This window comes from Stenotrophomonas maltophilia group sp. RY12688, assembly GCF_052149045.1.
Lineage (GTDB): Bacteria > Pseudomonadota > Gammaproteobacteria > Xanthomonadales > Xanthomonadaceae > Stenotrophomonas > Stenotrophomonas sepilia.
The window spans coordinates 3,580,889-3,601,614 of sequence record NZ_CP197389.1 but is presented as its reverse complement, the minus strand read 5'-3'; the positions used below and the strand labels follow the sequence as shown (position 1 = coordinate 3,601,614).

Sequence of the window (20,726 nt, the reverse complement as noted above, 5' to 3'; positions counted from 1 at the left end):
CAATCAGTACTTCGGCACGCCGTTGTCGACGTCTTCCGACCAGGCGTTGATGCCGCCGGTCACGTTGAACACCTTGGTGAAGCCCAGGGCGCGGAACTGCTCGGCAGCCTGCGCGCTGCGGCCACCGTGGTGGCACATGAAGGCCAGTGCGGTGTCCTTCGGCAGGGCTTCCAGCGCGGCGCGGCCGTTGCCGTCGAAGGTCTTGAACGGTACGCCCACGGCGGCGATTTCACGTTCGTCGGCCGGGCGCACGTCCACCAGGGTGATGTTGCCGGCACGCACCAGGTCGTCGGCATCGCGCACGCTGATTTCCTGCACCGGCTTGGGCGCGTTCGGATTGTCGATGGCCAGGCCCTTGCCGCGGATGTCGTCCACCCAGTCGATGGTGATGCCGTTGGCGCGACGGGCGCTGGCCAGGTCGAACTGCACGCGCAGGCCATTGGACTCGGCAGCGATGGCGCCTTCGTCGTGCGGGGCCAGCTGGAAGTTCGGCTGGAAGCCGGCGTCGATGGTCAGCTGCAGGGCGGCGCCCGGGGCGTCGGCCAGCGCGCCCTTGAGCATTTCCACGGCCGCCGGGGTGACGGTGATGCTCGGCGGGGTACGGTCCGGTGCCGGCAGCCCCAGCACGCTGCTCAGCTCGCCGCTGGCGGCCATCTGCAGCACGATGTCGCTGCCGCCGACCAGTTCGCCGTCGATGTACAGCTGCGGGATGGTCGGCCAGTCGCCATAGGCTTTGATGCCTTCACGGATTTCCTGGTCGGCCAGCACGTTGACGTGGGCGAACTCGACGCCAAGGTCCTGCAGGGCGCCCACGGCCTTGGCCGAGAAACCGCACTGCGGCATCGACGGCTGGCCCTTCATGAACAGCACGACGCGGTTGGCGTTGAGGATGGATTCGATGCGCGAACGCAGGGCAGGATCGAGGGACATGGACGTCGGGGTTCCGGGAATTCGAACCATCAATTCTACCCCTCATGGCATCATGGGGTATGAGCAACGCAGGAACATTGCATCGCATCCCGACCCGGCCCTGGCGCTGGCTGCCCTGGCTGGTGGCGTCGCAGCTGCTGGTGATCCTGGTCTGGGCCCTGGCGGGCTGGCACTGGGGGCTGCCGCTGATGGTGGCCAGCCACGCACTGTTCATGGTGCCGGTGTTCCTGCCCAACAGTCGCTTCTATGCGCCGGTGCTGAGCCGGTTGCCGGATGTCGGCAACAGCGTCTGGTTGACCATTGATGACGGTCCTGGCCCGGAAACCCGTGCCGTGCTCGACCTGCTGGACCGCCACCAGGCCCATGCCACCTTTTTCCTGGTGGGCGAGCGCGCGCTGGCGCAGCCGGAGCTGGTGCAGGAGATCCTGCACCGCGGCCACGACCTGGGCAACCACAGCCACAGCCACCCGCAGGCGCGCTTCTGGCGGCTGGGCCCGGCGGCGATGCGCGCCGAGATCGAGGGCTGCCAGCACGCGCTGCAGGCGGTAAGCGGTCGCCCGGTGCGCTGGTACCGCTCGGTGGTGGGCATGACCAATCCGTTCGTGGCGCCGGTACTGCAGCGGCTGGGCCTGGTCCGGGTCGGCTGGAGCGCGCGCGGCTTCGACGGCATCGGTTGCACGGCGCAGGGGGTGCTCGACCGCCTGCTGCCGGATCTGCGCCCGGGGGCCATCGTGCTGCTGCATGAGGGGGCCGCCCACGGCCACAACCTGGCGATCATCGAGGGCGTGCTGCAGGCACTGGACGAGCGCGGGCTGAAAGCGCGGCTGCCGGTCCCGTAACGCCGGCCCTGGTGATGTAGAGCAGCCGGGCATGGGCTCGGCTCTACAAGGGGGCGCTGCTGTAGCGCCCGAGCCGATGCTCGGGCGGCGGTGTGAAGCACCGGAAAAACGTCGCAGCGCGGCTCTACAGCGCGGGGCGTTCGGCCACCAGCAACCAGCTGTTGAATGGCGTGCGCCCATGCAGGGGACGCGGCGCCGTCACCTGCAATCCGGCCTCGGCCAGTGTCGCTTGCAGCACGTGCGGGTCGGGGTAGTGGCGCGGCCGCGTGCCCATCCAGCCGACCAGCCAGGCCAACCGGTCCGCCACCCGCGTGGTGCGGTCGCGACCATCGCCGGTGGCCAGCGGCGTGCGCAGCAGCAGGCGGCCGCCGGCGGCCACCCGCGCGCTGGCCGCACGCAGCAATGCCAGTTGTGGGCCCGCGTCCAGGTACTGCAGCACATCCAGCAACAGGACGTGTCCAGGCTGCGCCGGCAGTGGCGCCTGCACGTCCAGGCAGTCGAAGCGCACAGCGTGCAGGCCGGCGGCGGCACGCTGGGCACGGGTGATCTTGCCGGCATCCACGTCCACGCCGAGGTAGGGGTGGGTGCCGCTGCGCTGGCGCAGCACGTGGGCGAACAGGCCCAGCCCGCACCCCAGGTCCAGTAAGGGTTGCCCGTCGTCGGGCAGATGCTGCAGCACGCCGTCATACAGCGGGTCGCTGCCGAGCTTGCCGCGGGTGTAGTAGTAGTCGCGGCGGCTGCCCCAGGCCCGTGCCGGGCGGAACGCTTCGGCGATCGCGCGGGCCTGCGGGGCGGTCAGCGGTGTGCAGGGCAGGGGCGGGCCGTTCCGTGGCGTACCATCCATCGTGTCAGTCCGTGCCACCGAGCAGGTGTGCGGCGACCGGCAGCGCGCGCGCGCTCCACAGTGCGTACATCCGCGCCGACGGGTGCAGGCCGTCTTCGGCGATCATTGCCGGGTTGTCACCCTGGTCACGGCTGATGTCGGTGATGTCGACGAAGGCCACGTCCTGCTGGGTGCTGATCACCTCGGCCGCTGCGTTGAACTCGTCGGTCTCGATCTCGATGGTGGCCAGGTCGCGGCCGCTGCCGGCACCGAACGGCGTCGCGCCCCAGTCGGGGAAGGACAGCACCAGCACACGCCCGGGGCGGCCCCCGGCAAAGCCGATCGCCCGCTGAAGCAGGGCCTGGAACTGTACGCGGTACTCGTCCAGCGGCCGGCCGCGGTACTGGTTGTTGACGCCGATCAGCAGGCTGACGAAATCGAACGGACCCTGGGGTGCGGCCGCATCGATGCCGGCGTCCAGCTCGTCGGTGGTCCAGCCGGTGGTGGCGATGGTCTGAGGGTCGGCCAGCGCCACATCCTGCGCACGCAGGGCGGCGGCCAGCTGGTGCGGCCAGCGGCCTTCGACGGCAACGGCTTCTCCGACGGTGTACGAGTCGCCCAGCGCCAGGTAGGACAGCGCCACCGCTCAGGCCACCGAACGGCGCGGCTTCAGCGGCACGACCTTGGTCGCGTCCTCGGCACGCCGGGCCAGCACGCGGTCGATGCGGGCGAACACATCGCGCATCACCGAGGCTTCCGGCAACAGGGTCACGCGGAAATGATGGCGGTAGGGCACGTTGAAGCTGGAACCCGGTACCACCAGCACGCCTTCGTTGTTCATCAGGTCCAGCGCGAAGTTGTGGTCGTCAAAGCCCTTGGCAGCGGCACCGACCACGGCCGGGAACGCATACAGCGCACCGGCCGGCGCGACCAGCGACAGGTGCTCGCTGGCTTCGCAGGCGTCGATCACCGCACGGCGGGTTTCATACAGGTGGCCACCCGGGGTGCACAGTTCGGAGATGGTGTCCGGGCCGTTCACTGCGGCCTCGATGGCGTACTGGCCCGGTACGTTGGCGCACAGGCGCAGCGCGCCCAGCAGGTCCAGCGCGGCGCGGAAGTCGCCCAGGCGCGCGTCGTCGCCGCTGAGGTGGGCCCAGCCCACGCGCCAGCCGCAGGCACGGTGCACCTTGCTCAGGCCGCTGAAGGTCAGGCACGGATGGTCGCCGGCCAGCGGCGCGACCGGCTGGAACACCGCATCGTCGTACAGGATCTGGTCGTAGATCTCATCGACCAGCAACAGCAGGTTGTGGCGTCGTGCGATCTCGACCACGCGCTCCAGCAGTTCACGCGGGTAGCTGGCGCCGCTGGGGTTGTTCGGGTTGATCAGCACGATGGCGCGGGTGCGTGACGACACCAGCGTCTCGATCTCGCTCGGGTCCGGCTGGAAGCCGTTTTCGGCGGCGCAGCGGTAGTACACCGGTCGGCCATCGTTGAGGATGGTGGAGGCCGACCACAGCGGGTAGTCCGGCGACGGCACCAGCACCTCATCGCCCGGATTGAGCAGTGCGCGCAGCGACAGGTCGATCAGCTCGCTGACACCGTTGCCGACGAACACGCGGTCCGGGTGTGCATCCGGTGCGCCGCGGCGGACGTAGTAATCGGCGATGGCTTCACGCGCCACCGGCAGGCCCTGCTGGTGGGTGTACGGGTCGGTGCGGCCCATGTCGTCGGCGATCGCGCGCTGCAGGTGCTCGGGTGCGCGGAAACCGAAGTTGCCCGGGTTGCCGATGTTGAGCTTGATCAGCTTGCGGCCCTGCGCCTCCAGCTCCCGCGCTCGCCGGGCCAGCTCTCCGCGGATCTCGTAGCGCACTTCGGAAAGGCGCTCGCGGATGGCCAGGGGCTTGGGCGAAAGGGTGGACATGGGGGCTGGGCCGTCAAAAGGCATGGGGATTCCATCCTACCGGAATTGCTGCAGTGCATGGCAACGGCTCCGCGCCTGCCATTGCTGGGCTGGCCGGGGGCCGTCACAGGTAGAATGGCGGCGATGACCCAGACCCCCGATTTCATCGCCCTGCAGACCATCGGCTGGCCCTGGCCGGGCCCGGCGCAGCAGGCCGACTGGCAGGCCATGATGGCCGCGCACCCGCAGGCCCGCCCGGCGCGGGTGATCGAGCAGCACCGGACCCATTACGTGGTGGCCGATGGCCCGGATGCGGCGATCAAAGCGGAGTCACTGCCGGAATGGCAGCGCCCGCGCTTCCCCAGCCACGAGCGGCCTGCAGTGGGCGACTGGGTGCTGCTGGACGGCATCCGCATCGTTGCGCTGCTGCCGCGTCGCACCGCGATCAAGCGTGGCGCGGCGGGCGAGCACTACCACCAGCAGGTGATCGCAGCGAACATCGATACGGTGTTCATCGTTTGTGGCCTGGATGCCGACTTCAATCCGCGCCGCATCGAGCGCTACCTGCTGCTGGTCGGCGGTGGCGGCGCCGAACCGGTGGTGGTGCTGACCAAGGCCGACCAGACCGAGTACAGCGAGGATGCGCTGGCGGTGCTGGAAGAACTGGAGATGCAGGGCATCGCGTTGCATGCGATCAACGGCCTGGATGCCGACAGTGTGGCGGTGCTGCAACCGTGGCTGGGCCCGGGGCGCACGGTGGTGCTGGTGGGCTCCTCCGGTGCCGGCAAATCCACGCTGACCAACACCCTGCTCGGCGAGCAGCGGATGAAGACCAACGCGGTGCGTGCCAACGATTCGCGCGGCCGCCACACCACCACCCATCGCGCGTTGATGCCGCTTCCGACCGGCGCCTGCCTGATCGACACCCCCGGCATGCGCGAGCTGAAACCGACCGGCGAAGAAACGCTGTCCGAAGGTGGCTTCGCCGACATCGAAGCGCTGGCCACGCAGTGCCGTTTCAACGACTGCAAGCACCAGCAGGAACCGGGCTGTGCTGTCCGCGCAGCGATCGACGCTGGCGAGATCGAAGAGAGCCGGCTGCTGAACTATTTCAAGCTGAAGGAAGAAGTGGCCGCCGCTGCCGCCAAGCTGGCGGTGCGCCAGGCCGAGACCGCGCAGGAACGTGGCGGCAGGAAGGGCAAGGGCCAGCAGTTCCGCCCGGCCGCCAAGCCGCGCCGGCGCTGATGGGTGTCGGGGTCGGATCCCATTGCCTCGCAATGGGCTCCGACCCCTGTATTGAACCCGCGTCTGCCTGCTTCGGGTGGGTGCCAACCTTGGTTGGCACGAATCTGTCCGCAGCCCGCCGTCGGCGCATGCCAACCAAGGTTGGCACCTACCAAAGCAAGGGCAGGGCGCTATAGTCCGCCCATGGAACCGACCGCGACGCTGGACCGTGAGGTGGCCCACCATGCAGCGCTCGATGCGCGCCTGGTCGAGGCCGTGGGAGGCATCCGCCTGCTGGGGCTGACCAGCTGGCCGGCCACGCTGCAGGCCCCGTTCTTGGACAGCGTGGCACGTGGCCAGCCGGTGCTGCCGAAGGTGGATTACCCGAGGCTGGATTTCAGCGAGGAGCGCCGCGCATTGGCTGCGATCGCCGCCGACTGCGATGATACTCATCCGCTGGGCCACTACGTGCGGCAGTCGGCACAGAGCTGGGACCTGGCCGCGCAGCTGCTTGAGGGGCTGGGCACTGCCGCCGTCGATACCTGTTCGGTGCAGCTGTTCGGCGCGCCCGAGCAGCCGTTGCCAGGCAATGGCCCGAGCACGCGCGAAGCGGCGCGTCACTTCATCCAGATTGCTGCCGAACTCGATCACGAACTGCTGGCGCCGGAAGAGCAGGTGCCGGTCTCGGCCATTGCCCTGCAGCTGCAGCTGCAGAATGACCTGGATGCGTTCTTCGAATCGCGCATCATCCAGGTGCAGCTCGATCCAGAGCTGGTGTCCAAGGCCGCTGCCGGACCGACCCGCATCCGCCTGCGCACCAGTGCGCGCTTCAGTGCCTACGACCGCGCGCAGCTGTTCCACCACGAAGCGCTGGTGCATTCGCTGACCGCCTTGAATGGCCGCGAACAACCGGTGCTGCCCAGCCTGGCGTTGTCCTCGCCGCGGGTGACGGCCACCCAGGAAGGGCTGGCTACCTTCGCCGAACAGATCACCGGCAGCATCGACATCGAGCGCCTGAAGCGAATCAGTCTGCGCACTGAAGCGATCGCGATGGCCCGCGAAGGCGCCGACTTCATCGAGGTGTTCCGCTACTTCTGCGATGCCGGGCAGAACGCCGAAGAGAGCTTTGCGTCGGCACAGCGCGTGTTCCGTGGGGTGCCGCCGAGTGGCGGCCTGGCCTTCACCAAGGACACGGTGTACCTGCGCGGCCTGGTGTCGGTGCATACCTTCTTCCGCCACATGCTGGCCGAGGACCGCCTGCAGGTCTGCCGCTGGTTGTTCGCCGGCAAGATGAGCCTGGCCGATGCGATCGCGTTCGCACCGTTGTTCGAGGCGGGGGTGCTGAAGCCACCGCGCTGGCTGCCGCATTGGGTGAGCCGGGCGAATGGGCTGGCCGGCATGCTGGCGTTTTCGCTGTTTGCCAACCGGATACGGATGGACCAGCTGGCGCCGGAATGAAATGCGTTGGCGGGATGATGCGCTGGCGCCTCGATTGATATCGCTGGGCGGCGGTGGCGCACCCTGGCCAGGACACGCCGTAAACCCATCCATGGGGGCTCGATCGGCGCATCCATGCGCCTCACGGTCCTGGCCAGGGTACGCCACCGCCGCCAGACAGTTTCCCGCGCGGGCGGCAGCACATCAGCGCGCCGAAGGGATTGCGCTTGAAAATCTTGAAAAGCAAAGAGCCGGGCAATGCCCGGCTCTTTGCTCTTGCTCTTCTTTGTCCTCCGCACCGTGGCGCGGGAAACCGTCGAGCAGGGTCGGATGGGCCGGCGCAGGACCGTTGGCGCCATGGATGGCGCCATCGAGCCCCCATGGATGGGTTTACGGCGTGTCCTGCATGGGCCTGCCTACCCACGCCATGCAGGAACAATCAACGCGCCGCAGCGCCCGCTTTTGACTTAGAACTCCGCCGCCACCGTCATGAACAGCTGCCGCGGTGCGCTCGCATGGATCGCATAGCGCGTGCCCTTCGGATCGGTCGGTGCGAACGAGCTCAGCTGGCCGGCGTAGCGCTTGTTGGTCAGGTTGGTCGCATTCAACGACACCCGAACGTTGCGCAGGCCCAGGCCCGGGCCGAAGTCGTAGCCTGCACCGGCGTCGAAGGTGGTCACCCCCGGCACCGACTGGTCGTTGGTGTAGGTGTAGTAGCGCTTGCCGGTGTACTTGGCACGCAGGCTGGCGAAGAAGCCATCGCGGTTCCAGCTGATCTCGCTGGAGGCCATGCGCTGCGGCGTATCCACCGTGATCTTGCCGGCCACCGGCACGATCGCGCCGCCCGAGGTGTAGTCATCCTCGTAGGTGGTCTTGTTCCAGGACAGCGCGTTGTACCACTGCAGGCCGTCGATCGGCTTGAGGATGAAGGTCAGTTCCGCGCCGTGGCTCTTCACCGAACCGACATTGATGAAGCGCGTTACGCACTCCGGACGCGTGCCGACTTCGATGCTGGAACACGGGTTCAGCGACAGCAGGCGGTTGTCGAACTTCACGTTGTAGGCCGCGATCGAGGCCTGGTACTTCTCGCCGAAGGTACGGAAGCCGGCTTCCAGGCTCTTGGACTTCTCCGGTTCCAGCCCGGCGCTGGCTGCGAACGATTCCGGCGACACCTGCAACGGGCCACCGCTGCCGCCACCGACGAAGGCGGCGATGTTCTCGGCGTACGAGGCGAACAGTTCATTGTTGGCGTTGAGCTTGAAGCCCAGGCCCACCTGCGGCAGCACCGACTTCTTGGCGGTCAGCGTGCCCGAAGCGATGCTGGTTTCCACGCCCGGCTGGGCGGTGGCGCGCATGCGGGTGTTCGGGCTCTTGATGCCCACGTCCACGGTCAGGCGCTGGTCGAGGAAGCGCATGCGGTCCTGCACGTAGAACTGGCGCGTGCGGATGTCGAAATCCTGGTTGAACAGCAGGCGGTCCGGGTTCTTCAGGTACAGGTCGTCCAGGAACGGGCCGCTGATGTAGTAGAAGTTGCGCGACACGTTATGGTCGTTCTGCTCGTACCACAGGCCGGCCTCCAGTTCGTGGATGCCCACCGTCCACGACAGCGCGGCGGTCACACCATCGCGGTTGATCGTGTAGTTGGTGCTGCGGATCGAAATCGGCAGCATCCTGTCGGTGCCCGGGTAGGACGGCTGGCCCGGTGCCCACCAGTGGCCCTGGCCACGGTTGTCGTGGTGGTAGGCCAGCAGCTTCAGGCGACCCTGCTCGCCCAGGCGCAGGTCGGCATCGACCGAATAGAGGTTGTCGTCGCGAAGTGCACGGCTCTGGTAGTACGCATCGTCGATGCTGTTGACGCCGCCGCTGAACCTGCAGCGCGCCTTGTTGTAGGTGCCCGGCGCGCAGTACGCAGCAGCGACGGCGCGGTCCCAGTCCGGTGCGTAGATGTTCCAGTCATAGCCCAGGCCGCGGGCCAGCATGTCCTTGGACAGGTAGGCGTAGTTGGCCTGGCTGGCGCGCGAGGTCGCCACGAACGCACCGAAACGGTGGTCGCCGATATTCCACACGGCCTTGGCGTTGAACTGGCGGGTGGTCTGGTTCTGGTACGGCGCGGCCCACATGTCCTGGTCCTGGTGCACGCCGGACACATAGGCCGAGAAGCCGTTGAGGTCGCCGGTGTCCACACGCAGGTAGCCACGGCGCTGGTTGTTGTCGCCGACGGTGACGCTGGCGCGGCCACCGAATTCAGTGGACGGGTCCATCGAGAAATACTGGATGGTGCCGCCCAGGTTGCTGGTCGAAGCCACGCCCAGCGAACCGATGCCCTGCGACAGCTCGGCACCGGCCAGGTTCTCGGCAATGATCGCGCGGGCAATGCTCAGGCCGTTGTAGTTGCCGTAGCTGTTGTCACCCAGCGGGATGCCGTCCAGCGTGTAGCCGAGGCGGCTCTTGTCGAAGCCACGCAGGCTGATGGTCTGCGATTCCTCATTGGCACCGAAGGCATCGTTGGACTGCACCGACACGCCCGGCAGGCGGTCGAGGATCTTCTGGCCACTGGTACCCGGCGGCAGCACCTGCTTGTCGACGGTGGTGATGCGCTGCACCTGGCGGGTCTCGCCCTGGCCGATCACGGAGACGGTGTCCAGCGTCTGCGCGCTCAGCGCGGCATCGGTGCTGGCGCCGGTATCGGCGGCGGTGGCGGCATGGGCGCTGGTGGCGGCGGAGAGCGCGATCGCCACGGCGATCGTCAGGTGTCGGGTCTGCATGGTGGTCCGTTGCATGGGGGGTGGTCACCGGCACACGTGCGCGGTGCATGGCCACTATGCGAACGGAACATGAAACCTTCTTTACGAGAAACCAACGAACGACGCAGGCCCCCGTGCGTGTCCTGCAACCCGATAGAAAAAGGGGCCGGATCCCCCTCGCGAACGAAGATTCACCGGCCCCGCGCACTCCGTGGGGGAGGGCTCAACCCATGTACAGGCCACCGTTGACCGGATAGTCGGCACCGGTCACGTACGAGGCTTCATCCGAGGCCAGCCACGCGCACAGGCCGGCCACTTCCTCGGGCCGACCCAGCCGGCGCACCGGCACCGAGGCGGCCAGCCGATCCAGTACATCCGGCGGGAAGCTGCTGATCGCCTGGCTGGCGATGTAACCCGGCGACAGCGTGTTGACGGTGACCCCGCGCGAGGCCACTTCGGCGGCCAGTGCACGGCTGAAACCGTGCATCGCGGCCTTGGCGGTGGCGTAGTTCACCTGGCCGATCTGGCCCTTGTGGGCGCTGACCGAACCGATGTTGATGATGCGGCCCCAGCCACGCGTGGCCATCCCATCGACCACCTGCTTGGTCAGGTTGAACAGCGCATTGAGGTTGGAGGCGATCACCGCATTCCAGTCTTCCACCGTCATCTGCCGGAACAGCAGGTCGCGGCTGCCGCCGGAGTTGTTGACCAGCACGTCCACTTCACCGACTTCTGCGCGGACCTTGGCGAACGCGGCGCTGGTCGAGGCCCAGTCGGTGGCGTTGCCTTCGGAGGCGATGAAGTCGAAGCCCTGTTCGCGCTGCTCGCGCAGCCAGTTGGCCTTGCGCGGCGAGTTCGGCGCGCAGCCGGCAACCACGGTGTGGCCGCTGCGGGCCAGGCTCTGGCAGATGGCAGTGCCGACACTGCCCATTCCACTGGTGACGTAAGCGATTCGAAGCGTCATTGCAGAAGGCTCCTTGGCAAAGGGTCAGGCGGCGAGGGGGTAAAGGCCGAACAGCAGGCTGCCGATCATCAGCAGCATCGAGATGGCGATGGCCCACTTCAGGGTGAACTTCTGGTGGTCGGCGAATTCGACCTTGGCCAGGCCCACCAGCAGGTAGGTGGAGGGCACCAGCGGGCTGAGCAGGTGCACCGGCTGGCCGGCCAGCGAGGCGCGCGCCATTTCCACCGGGGTGATGCCGTAGTTGCCGGCGGCCTCGGACAGGATCGGCAGCACGCCGAAGTAGAACGCGTCGTTGGACATGAAGAAGGTGAACGGCATCGACGCCACGGCGGTGATCACCGCCAGGTACGGGCCCCACGACTCCGGAATCACCGCCAGGAAGCTGTGTGACATCGCCTCGACCATGCCGGTGTTGTTGAGGATGCCGGTGAAGATGCCCGCAGCGAAGATCAGCGACACCACCGACAGCACGTTGCCGGCATGGTTGACCACGCGGCGGCGCTGCTCGGCCAGGTTCGGGTAGTTGATCACCAGGGCGATGGCGAAGCCGACCATGAACAGCACCGGCATCGGCAGCACGCCGATGATCAGCGCGGTCATCAGCGCCACGGTCAGGGCCAGGTTGACCCACAGCAGCTTCGGACGCTTGATGTCCTCGGCGTCTTCCACGGTCGGCAGCGGATTGCTGTCATCGGACACGCTGTTGTCCATCCAGCTGCCGCCCTTGGGCAGGGTCACCACGCCAAGGCGACGGCGTTCCTTCAGGCCCAGGTACCAGGCCAGCAGCAGCACGCCGGCACAGGCGATCACCATCGACGGGATCAGCGGCACGAACACATCGGCCGGGTCCACGTGCAGCGCGGTGGCCGCGCGTGCGGTCGGGCCGCCCCACGGGGTCAGGTTCATCACGCCGCCGGCCAGGATGGTCACGCAGGTCATGTTCAGCGCGTTCATGCCGAGGCGCTGGTACAGCGGCAGCATCGCCGAGACGGTGATCATGTAGGTGGTCGAACCGTCGCCATCGAGCGAGATCAGCATCGCCAGCACCGCCGTGCCAAGCACGATCTTCATCGGGTCGCCCTTGACGAAGCGCAGGATCACCCTTACCAGCGGATCGAACAGGCCGGCGTCGATCATCACCCCGAAGTATAGGATGGCGAACATCAGCATCACGCCGGTCGGCGCTATCTTCTTGATGCCTTCCAGCATCATTTCGTCGATGCCGGCGCCGAAGCCGCCAATCAGCGCGAACAGGATGGGGATGGTGATCAGGGCGACGAGCGGCGACAGGCGTTTGCTCATGATCAAGTACATGAACGTAATGACCATGCCAAAGCCGAGGATGCTCAGCATCATCTGCGGACTCCTTGCGAAAACAGGACGTGGGGAGTGGAAGGGGGCCGGGTGGTTTGCCCGGCACAGCTGGCTTAGAAGTCGTACTGCAGGCGGCCGGTGACCGCGCGCGTGCGGTCCACCGTGACCCCGGCCAGGCGGTCGCGGTTGCGGCTTTCGATCACGTTGAGCATGAAGCGCAGGTTGTCGCGCAGGTACCAGTTGCCACCCAGCGTCCAGGCTTCGGTGCTGCCACGGCGCAGGTCCGGCGCGCCATCGAGGTGCTGCGCGCCCCACATCTGGTCGTAACGCAGCGCCACTTCGAAGGCCCCAGCCTTGTGGCGGATGTCCTTGACCCGTGCGAAGCGGCCGGTCTTGCGGTCGTAGGCACGGCTTTCGCCGGTGACGAACCAGCTGAGCATGCCGTAGGCCGCCATCACGTCGCCGCGCTGGGCGCCGTCATCGAAGGTGGCGCCACCGAACTCGCCCTGCCACGACAGCGGGCCGCGCACCTGCGCGTATTCCAGCGACCACTTGTTGACGTCGGTATCGCGGCCGGCGGAGAAGTCGACCAGGGTCAGGCGGCTGTTGTCGGACAGGTGGCCGGCCGGGCGCGGACGGATGCGCAGGCCGGGCACGCCGTTGGCCCCCGGGTTGTCGTAGGCCTCGCGGGCCAGCGACAGGCCCAGGTGCAGCACGTCACCGTCGCTGGGCGTGGGCGCCCAGGTGACGCGACCACCCGCCGCGCGGCCCTTCACCTGCCAGGCGTCGATGCTCTCCAGGCTGTAGAGGCTGGCCGCCCAGGTGAAATCCCCCGGATTGGCCTGCCAGGACGCACCCAGGCGGTACAGCGGCGCCAGCGTGGTGCCGGCGTTGCCGCGCTCCAGGAAGCTGCCGTAGTTGGAGCTGGTACGGTCATCCAGCGAGAAGTACTGCTTGAACTGGCCGACGGTCAGCTTGCCGGCCTCGCCGAAGCTGCGTGCCAGGTAGACATCCTTGGCCTCGACGCGGTCGCCGGAGAAGTCGGCTTCCAGCTTGTAGTCGACCACGAAGAATTTGCCGGACACGTCAAGCCAGGCGCGACGGATCTCGGTGTCGTCCTTGTTCGGGGTGCCGCGGTTGTCGTTGTCGAAGGTGGCGAAGTCCAGGTGCAGGCGGCCACCGAGGGTGGCGGTGACCGGGCGGTCGTCTTCGGCAGCGAAGGCCGGCGCCGACAGGGCAGCCAGCGCCATCATGGCGGCAGGACGCCGCCAGGCAAACGTGAATTCCACAAACCCTCCCAGGTGCGCGCCAGGCGCGCGGCAATCGTGGGCACCGGACGGTGCGCGGCCGCAGTCTGGGTCGGGCAAGCTGTCATCGTCCTGTCAGCGGTTTGTGCGGTGCAGCGAAAAGCGTGTCGCCGATCTCGCCGTGCCGTGCCCAGCAAGCGCGGCGGCGGCATGCGGTAGCATTCGGTTCCCCTCCCACCCGTGTGCCCATGCGCCTGCTGCTGGTCGAAGACAACCCGGATCTGGCCGATGCGATCATCCGCCGGATGCGCCGCAGCGGGCACGCCGTGGACTGGCAGGCCGATGGCCTGGCCGCCGCCAGCGTGCTGCGCTACCAGAGCTTCGACCTGGTGGTGCTGGACATCGGCCTGCCCAAGCTCGATGGCCTGCGCGTGCTGGCCGGCATGCGCGAGCGCGGTGACAGCACGCCGGTGCTGATGCTGACCGCGCGCGATGGCATCGAGGATCGCGTGCAGGCGCTGGATGTCGGTGCCGACGATTACCTGGGCAAGCCATTCGATTTCCGCGAGTTCGAAGCGCGCTGCCGTGTGCTGCTGCGGCGTGCGCGTGGCCAGGCCAGCGAAGTGGTGCAGATCGGCGGCTTCCAGTTCGACAACGCTGCGCACCGGGTCAGCCTCGACGGCGAACCGATCGAACTGCCCAACCGCGAGTACCGCCTGCTGGAGATCCTGGTCGGGCGCCTCGGCCAAGTGGTCGGCAAGGATGAGATCGGCAACGGCCTGTTCGGTTTCGATGACGAAGCGGGGCCGAATGCCATCGAGTTGTATGTTGGCCGCCTGAGAAAGAAGCTGGCGGGCGCACCGCTGCGCATCACCACGGTGCGCGGTGTCGGCTATCTGCTGGAGGCCAGCGATACCCATGCCGACGCCGATGGCTGACGCGCGCGCTGCGACTGCGGCGCCGGGTTCGCTGCGGCGCACGCTGCTGCTCTATCTCGGCGTGCTGCTGGCGGTGTTCGCGGTGGCCCTGCTGTTCGCCGCACGCGATTACGGCCAGCGTGCCGCCAACCGTTCCTACGATCACCTGCTGGTGTCCTCGGCGCTGTCCATCGCCGATTCGGTGGCGCTGGTCGATGGGCAGTGGCAGGTCGATCTGCCGTATGCGGCGCTGGACCTGCTGGCGATGGCGCCGGAGGACCGCGTGTTCTATCGCGTGGCGGACAGCCGCGGCACGCTGATCACCGGCTACGATGACCTGCCGGCAGCGCCGCGCCGGCCCGGTACCCAGCCGCAGCTGTTCGATGCCACCTACAGCGGCGAGACCGTGCGCTTCGTGGTGGTCGGCCGCAGCTTCGCCGCTGCCTCGGCGCAGGGCGAGGTGCAGGTCCAGGTCGGCCAGACCCGGCGTGCGCGTGAAGCGGTCGCGCAGGACATGGTCAATCGCGCGTTGCTGGCGATCGGCGTGCTGTCCGGGCTGCTGCTGGCACTGGTGGCGTTCGGCGTGCATCGCGCATTCCGGCCGCTGGTGCGGGTGGAGCGCGAGCTGTCGCGACGGGAGCCGTCCGACCTGAAGCCGCTGGATGCCCGCGTTCCGCGCGAGATGGACCAGATGGTGGCGGCGCTGAACCGCTTCATGGAACGCCTGTCCAGCAGCAACGAGACACTGCGCGCGTTCATGGCCGAGGCTGCGCACCAGATGCGCACGCCGCTGGCGGCATTGCGCGCACAGGCACAGCTGGCGCTGGATGATGACGATCCGGAGGACATGCGGCGCAGCCTGCAGGCGATCGAGCGCAACGCCACCCATATGAGCCGGCTGCTGAACCAGCTGCTCAGCGATGCCAGCGTGATCCATCGTTCGCATCTGCAGCGCTTTGCAGCGGTGGACCTGGCTGAGACCGTGCACCAGGCCCTGCATGAAGCGCTGCCGCAGGCCGGTCCGGCGCCGCGCGTGCAGTTGGCGATGACCGCCGAACCGGCATTGGTGCACGGCGATGCGCTGCTGCTGCGCGAGGCGATCAAGAACCTGGTCGACAACGCACTGAAGTACGGCGGTGACGGCGACTTGCAGATTGCCCTTACCGTGGAAGGCGAGCAGGCCGTGCTGACCATCGCCGACCATGGCGCGGGCATCGCTGCGGCCGATGCCGAGCGCGTGTTCGAGCGCTTCGCGCGTGGTGAGGGCGCGCCGTCCGGCGGTGCCGGGCTGGGCCTGGCCATCGTCAAGCGCGTGGTCGACAGTCATGGCGGCCGCATCGACCTGAGCAACCGCCCGCAGGGCGGGCTTATCGCCACCATCCGCTTGCCACGGAGCAGTTCATGATCCGCTTGTTTGCCACGGCCGTTGCCCTGCTGCTGGCCCTGCCGGTGTTGGCTGCGCCCGGCGATGTGCGCCGTTTTCCCGCACAGGGAGCGGCCACCGCTCAGCTGCGCATCCACGGCACCACCGACATCGAAGTGTTCGCGGTGGTCATCGCCGACTACCAGCGCCTGCACCCCGGCACCGAGGTGGTGTACGAGGACATCATCACCCAGGACCTGTACGCGCGGTACCTGCACGACCGCGGCGGCCCGGCATCACCGGACCTGCTGATCTCCAGCGGCATGGACCTGCAGACCAAACTGGTCAATGACGGTCACGCGCTGCCACACCGTTCGGCGCAGACCGCCGCGCTGCCGGCCTGGGCACAGTGGCGCAACGAGGCGTTCGGCATCAGCTACGAGCCGGTGGTGATGGTCTACAACACCCGCGCGATTCCTTCGGCCAAGGTGCCGCACACGCGCCGCCAGCTGCTGGACCGGCTGCGTGCTGAAGGTGCACCCCTGCGCGGCAGGGTCGGCACCTATGACATCGAGCGCAGCAGCGTCGGCTACCTGTTGGCGACCCAGGACGCGCAGCGCGGCAGCATTGCCGGCGCGCTGCTGGGCGCGCTCGGCGACAACGACGTGGTGCGCGAGGAGCGTACTGGCGTGCTGCTGGACCAGGTGGCCAGTGGCCAGCTGTCGCTGGTCTACAACGTGCTTGGCTCCTACGCGCAGGCGCGCGTTGATGCCGGCGCGCCGCTGGGCATTGTGGAGCCCGAGGACTACACGCTGGTGGTGCTGCGCACCGCAGTCATCCCGCGCACCGGCCCACACCCGGAAGAAGCCCGGCGCTTCCTCGACTACCTGCTGTCGCCACGCGGCCAACAGGTGCTGTCGCGCGAGGCACGGCTGATGCCGATCGTGACCGGCAACGCGCGCGGCGATGATGCGCCGGGCCGCAGCCGCCGCCCGATCCAGCTGGGTCCGGGCCTGCTGGTGTATCTGGACGCGCTCAAGCGTCGCCAGTTTCTCGATGCCTGGCGCAGCAGCGTCGAGCCGGCCGGGCGCTGAGGCGGCGACCTGCCCGTACAATGGCGGTATGAGCGAATACACCATCCTGATCGCCGATGACCACCCGCTGCTGCGTTCGGCGGTGGTGCAGTCCTTGCGGCAGAGCCTGCCGTTGGCACAGGTGCGCGAGGTTGCGAGCGCCGAGGCATTGGCCGAGACGCTCGACGCGCAGCCGGACGTGGACCTGGTGCTGCTCGACCTGACCATGCCTGGCGCGCACGGCTTTTCCGCGCTGCTGCACGTGCGTGGCTCGCATCCCGACATTCCGGTGGTGATCCTCTCCTCCAACGACCATCCGCGGGTGATCCGCCGTGCCCAGCAGTTCGGCGCGGCCGGTTTCATCCCGAAGTCGGCCCCGGCCGAGACCATCGGCGAGGCCGTGCAGGCGGTGCTCGACGGCGGCCTGTGGTTCCCGGCAATGGCCGCCGAGCGCTCGGAGGCCGATGCGCTGCTGGCCAGCCGTCTGGCCCAGCTGACCCCGCAGCAGTTCCGCGTGCTGCTGTGCCTGGCCGATGGCCTGCTCAACAAGCAGATCGCCTATACGCTGGGGTTGGCCGAGAACACGGTGAAGGTGCATGTCACCGCCATCCTGAAAAAACTCGAGTGCCATAGCCGAACGCAGGCAGCGGTGCTGGTGAAGGCGCTGGAGCCCGAGGGCGACGCCGGCATCGGGTTGTAGTTTCCAGCCAACGGCGCAGCCCCTCGTGGGTGGACACGTAGAGCAGTTCATGGGTGAGGCCGGGCAGGTGGACTGCGCAGGGGCCGCTGCAAGTACGTCCATGTAAGCTCGGTCGCCGCATCCATGCGGCTCACGCCCCTGCGCAGCCCACCTGCCCGGCCACGGACAGGTTCCGTGCGCGTCCACCCGCGGAAGAGAAAAGAAGATCAAAAGCAAAGACAGCCTGACAGGCTGCTTTTTGTAGAGCCGAGCCCACGCTCGGCTGCTTTCTGGACGGTCCGTGAAGCCGAGCATGGGCTCGGCTCTACACGAGCAAGCGCAGCGCGCGACCCGCTTTTGATCTTATTTTCTTCTTCGTGGGTGCAGGCCACCGAAATCTGTCGGAGGCCGGTCGGGTTGGGTGCGCGGGGGTGTCAGCCGCATGGATGCGGCTGCCAAGCCTCCAGGGACGGATTCACGGCGTCCCCCGCGCACCCAGCCCGACCGGCCCACCCACGGCTTTTGCTTTCCACGACCAACCAGACACCACCCACGAGGGGCTGCGCCGTTGGCTGGAAACTACCCGCGATGCCGGATCAACAACTGACTCATCAGCGCCCGCAGCGCCGGTGGCTTAACCGGCTTGGCGATCATTCCCCAGCCGCGTTCGACGGCCATCTCACGCAATCCCGCATCGCGCTCGGCAGTGACCAGCACCACCGGCGGGCGGGCCTGCCACAACTCGGCCAACGTCTCGTACAGCACCGGCCCGTGGTGATCGCCCATGCGCACATCCAGCAGCACCAGCTCCGGTACCGCGCCTGTTGCTGCCACCTGCAGCGCCGCCTGTGGGCCATCGGCCAGCGCCACCTCGCAGCCCCAGCGCTCCAGCAGCGCGCGGCTGGCCGCGCAGACGTGTGGATCGTCGTCGATCACCCACACCCGGCGCCCGCGCAGCGGATTGTCCGCGGCCGGTTCCTGCACCAGCACCGGCGCGGGTGCCGTGGCGGGAATCGCGCTGGCTTCACCGAACGGAACGCCTACCGCGAACACACTGCCCTGGCCCAGCTGCGAGCGCAGCCGGATCGGATGCCCGAGCAGGCGACCGATGCGATCGACGATGGCCAGGCCAAGGCCAGCGCCGCGCTGCTGGCCGTCGTGCAGGCGGCGGAACTCCTCGAAGATCTCGCCCTGCAACGCGTCGGGAATGCCGGGGCCCTGGTCGTGCACCTCGATCCACAGCATGCCTTCACGGCGACGGCAGCCGAGCAGCACGCGGCCGCGTTCACTATAGCGCAGCGCGTTGGACAGGAAGTTCTGCAGGATGCGGCGCAACAGGGCTTCATCGCTGACCACCACCGCATCGGTATCGACCCAGTCGACCACCAGGCCACGCGACTGTGCGGCGATGCCGAACTCGCGCGCCAGCGTCTGCAGCAAAGGTCCGAGCCGGAACGCCTGCACACGGGTCGGCAGACTGCCCGACTCCAAGCGCGCTATATCCAGCAGGCTGTTGAGGATCGCGTCCTGCGCCGCCAGCGCGGCATCGATATGATCGGCAGTCTGCTGCTGCGCCGGGTCGCCCAGCTTGCCGCGCAGCACCGAGACGAACATGCGCGCAGCGTTGAGCGGCTGCAGCAGGTCGTGCACCGCCGAGGCGACGAAGCGGGTCTTGTAGCGGTTGGCCTGCTCGGCCTCGCGCCGCGCCTCGTCCAGGTCACGGGTGCGTTCGGCGATGCGGTGTTCCAGCGCATCGGCCAGCGAGCGCAGTTCGCGCGCGGCATTCTTGTAGCTGGTGATGTCGGCGTAGCTGGTGACGAAGCCGCCATCAGGCAGGGGATTGCCGCGGATCTCCAGCACCGTGCCGTCGTCCTTTTCGCTCTCGCGCATGTGCGGGCGGCCACTGCGCAGGTGGTTCAGGCGGCGCTCGATGGCCTCGTCCACCGGGCCGGGACCGAGCAGGCCACGACGGGCATTGAAACGGAACAGTTCCTCGATCGGCCGGCCCACGCGCACCAGGTCTGCCGGGAACCGGAACAGTTCCAGATAGCGCGAATTCCACGCGACCAGGCGCAGGTCGCGGTCGATCACCACCACACCCTGCGGCAGGTGTTCGAGGCTGCGGCTGAGACCACTGTCGGCGTCGGTGGCGGCCTGCAGCAGGCCATCCTGTGCGGTACGCAGCTCCTGTGCGTGCTGCTTGAGCAGGGTTTCCAGTTCGCGGCGGCTGCGCAGGCGATGCTTGGCCAAGCGCCTGCGCTGCTGCACGAACAGCACCAGGAAGCCCAAGGCCAGCCACGCGGCACCGCCGGTCAGGGCGGCCGCGCGACCGGCAGCAGTAGCGGCGCCGGCGTCGTGCAGCAGGTGCAGGTTCCAGCCCTCGGCGGGCAGCGCCAGGCTTTGCCACAGCATCGGCTGCGGCAGCGCAGGATCCAGCAGCCGCACCATGCGGCCGCCATCGGACAGCACGTCTTCGGTACGTGCACGCAAGGGCTGCAGGGCACGGTCGGCGTACTGACGTGCATCGAGCATTTCGCGGCGCTCACCTGCACGCAGCGGACGCAGCAGCCGGTAGCGCCAGCTGTCCCGGTTGGACAGGAACACGACGTCATGGTCGTCGCTGGCCAGCACCACGTCCGGGCTGCTCAACCATTCCTGTTCCAGCGCGGACAGCTCGACCTTGATCACCACCACGCCGAGCCGCTTGCCGTCATCCTCGATGGCCTGCGAAAGGTAATAGCCGGGCACGCCGGTAGTCATGCCGATGCCGTAGAAGCGGCCACGGCCCTGCGCCAGCGCCTGGCGGTAGTAGGGGCGGTAGCTGTAGTTCTCGCCGACGTTGCTGGTCGGTTGGTCCCAGTTGCTGGCCGCCACCGCCACACCATCGTGGCCGACCAGGGTCAGGGTCGAGGCCCGGGTGACTTCATTGGCACGTTGCAGCTTCAGGTTCAGTCGCTGCCGTTCGCCGGGCGAGGGCGGCACACGCAGTGCGTGCAGCAGATCCGGATCCAGCGCCATGACCTGCGGCAAGGTGCCGAAGCGGTCGATGCGCTGTTGCAGGCCCTGGCCATACAGCTGCAGCTGGCGTTGCACCTGGCTGCTTTCGTCGCCGAGCGCGCGCCGCCAGGCGTAATGGCCAGCGACGACCGCGCACAGCACGGTGCCACCGACCATCACCAGGATCGTCAGCAACAGCATCCGGTGGCGGCTGAGCCAGTACATGGCGGCAGTCTACGCAGGGCCGGCGGGCGTGGCGTGCACGCCCGCCGGGG

General features: G+C 67.9%; 16 protein-coding genes. 7 read left to right on the top strand and 9 right to left on the bottom strand.

The genetic code is table 11. The features are described 5' to 3' along the window. Positions 1-3: 3 nt before the first annotated feature. Positions 4-930 carry a Grx4 family monothiol glutaredoxin gene (gene grxD / locus ACS0OT_RS16700; RefSeq protein ID WP_065185372.1) on the bottom strand — a complete coding sequence of 309 codons (927 nt, stop codon included), beginning with the start codon at positions 928-930 and terminating at the stop codon, positions 4-6. 59 nt (positions 931-989) lie between these two features. Between grxD and ACS0OT_RS16695 the strand changes: the two genes are divergently transcribed. Then, entirely contained in the window at positions 990-1,769 is a 780-nt protein-coding gene (locus ACS0OT_RS16695; RefSeq protein ID WP_235646246.1) for a polysaccharide deacetylase family protein, read from the top strand. A gap of 124 nt (positions 1,770-1,893) precedes the next feature. Here the strand turns inward: ACS0OT_RS16695 and ACS0OT_RS16690 are convergent, their stop codons facing one another. Genes ACS0OT_RS16690 through ACS0OT_RS16680 form a run of 3 tightly spaced genes read right to left on the bottom strand, consistent with a single transcriptional unit; the run spans position 1,894 to position 4,513 of the window. Beyond that, positions 1,894-2,613: a methyltransferase domain-containing protein gene (locus tag ACS0OT_RS16690; RefSeq protein ID WP_005419203.1), complete on the bottom strand. Its 720-nt coding sequence runs from the start codon at positions 2,611-2,613 to the stop codon at positions 1,894-1,896. A 4-nt stretch (positions 2,614-2,617) separates the two neighbouring features. Continuing rightward, a complete protein-coding gene (locus tag ACS0OT_RS16685) occupies positions 2,618-3,235 on the bottom strand; it encodes an SGNH/GDSL hydrolase family protein (RefSeq protein WP_005419202.1) in 618 nt (205 codons plus the stop codon). Between the two features lie 3 nt (positions 3,236-3,238). Beyond that, entirely contained in the window at positions 3,239-4,513 is a 1,275-nt protein-coding gene (locus ACS0OT_RS16680) for a pyridoxal phosphate-dependent aminotransferase (RefSeq protein ID WP_442255901.1), read from the bottom strand. Positions 4,514-4,627: 114 nt separating this feature from the next. On the opposite strand from ACS0OT_RS16680, the gene rsgA reads away from it, so the two are divergent. Next, positions 4,628-5,737, top strand: coding sequence for a ribosome small subunit-dependent GTPase A (gene rsgA, locus ACS0OT_RS16675; RefSeq protein WP_065196455.1), 1,110 nt, complete (start codon positions 4,628-4,630; stop codon positions 5,735-5,737). Between the two features lie 183 nt (positions 5,738-5,920). After that, positions 5,921-7,174, top strand: a complete 1,254-nt coding sequence (locus ACS0OT_RS16670; protein ID WP_005419197.1) for a flavohemoglobin expression-modulating QEGLA motif protein — start codon at positions 5,921-5,923, stop codon at positions 7,172-7,174. Positions 7,175-7,620: 446 nt separating this feature from the next. On the opposite strand, the gene ACS0OT_RS16665 is transcribed toward ACS0OT_RS16670, so the two are convergent. The 4 genes from ACS0OT_RS16665 to ACS0OT_RS16650 all read right to left on the bottom strand — a co-directional run bounded on the left by ACS0OT_RS16665 (position 7,621) and on the right by ACS0OT_RS16650 (position 13,428). Next, positions 7,621-9,918, bottom strand: coding sequence for a TonB-dependent receptor (locus ACS0OT_RS16665; RefSeq protein WP_139727639.1), 2,298 nt, complete (start codon positions 9,916-9,918; stop codon positions 7,621-7,623). A 202-nt stretch (positions 9,919-10,120) separates the two neighbouring features. Then, positions 10,121-10,861 (bottom strand): acetoacetyl-CoA reductase, encoded by a 741-nt coding sequence (gene phbB, locus ACS0OT_RS16660; RefSeq protein ID WP_005419193.1) that lies wholly within the window; start codon positions 10,859-10,861, stop codon positions 10,121-10,123. Between the two features lie 24 nt (positions 10,862-10,885). Continuing rightward, complete coding sequence (locus ACS0OT_RS16655) at positions 10,886-12,214, bottom strand: CitMHS family transporter (protein ID WP_005419191.1); 1,329 nt, start codon at positions 12,212-12,214, stop codon at positions 10,886-10,888. Between the two features lie 74 nt (positions 12,215-12,288). Beyond that, positions 12,289-13,428, bottom strand: coding sequence for an OprO/OprP family phosphate-selective porin (locus ACS0OT_RS16650; protein WP_442256453.1), 1,140 nt, complete (start codon positions 13,426-13,428; stop codon positions 12,289-12,291). 242 nt (positions 13,429-13,670) lie between these two features. On the opposite strand from ACS0OT_RS16650, the gene ACS0OT_RS16645 reads away from it, so the two are divergent. From ACS0OT_RS16645 to ACS0OT_RS16630, 4 genes are read left to right on the top strand one after another with little or no spacing between them, the layout of a single operon-like run. Next, complete coding sequence (locus ACS0OT_RS16645; protein ID WP_005419188.1) at positions 13,671-14,360, top strand: response regulator transcription factor; 690 nt, start codon at positions 13,671-13,673, stop codon at positions 14,358-14,360. Beyond that, complete coding sequence (locus ACS0OT_RS16640; protein ID WP_262220400.1) at positions 14,353-15,744, top strand: sensor histidine kinase; 1,392 nt, start codon at positions 14,353-14,355, stop codon at positions 15,742-15,744. Before ACS0OT_RS16645 ends, ACS0OT_RS16640 begins: the two co-directional genes overlap by 8 nt. Continuing rightward, complete coding sequence (locus ACS0OT_RS16635) at positions 15,741-16,796, top strand: ABC transporter substrate-binding protein (protein WP_188239474.1); 1,056 nt, start codon at positions 15,741-15,743, stop codon at positions 16,794-16,796. Before ACS0OT_RS16640 ends, ACS0OT_RS16635 begins: the two co-directional genes overlap by 4 nt. 28 nt (positions 16,797-16,824) lie before the next feature. After that, positions 16,825-17,475, top strand: coding sequence for a response regulator (locus ACS0OT_RS16630; RefSeq protein WP_065185360.1), 651 nt, complete (start codon positions 16,825-16,827; stop codon positions 17,473-17,475). Positions 17,476-18,033: 558 nt separating this feature from the next. On the opposite strand, the gene ACS0OT_RS16625 is transcribed toward ACS0OT_RS16630, so the two are convergent. After that, positions 18,034-20,676 (bottom strand): hybrid sensor histidine kinase/response regulator, encoded by a 2,643-nt coding sequence (locus tag ACS0OT_RS16625; protein WP_164093400.1) that lies wholly within the window; start codon positions 20,674-20,676, stop codon positions 18,034-18,036. Positions 20,677-20,726: the final 50 nt, after the last annotated feature.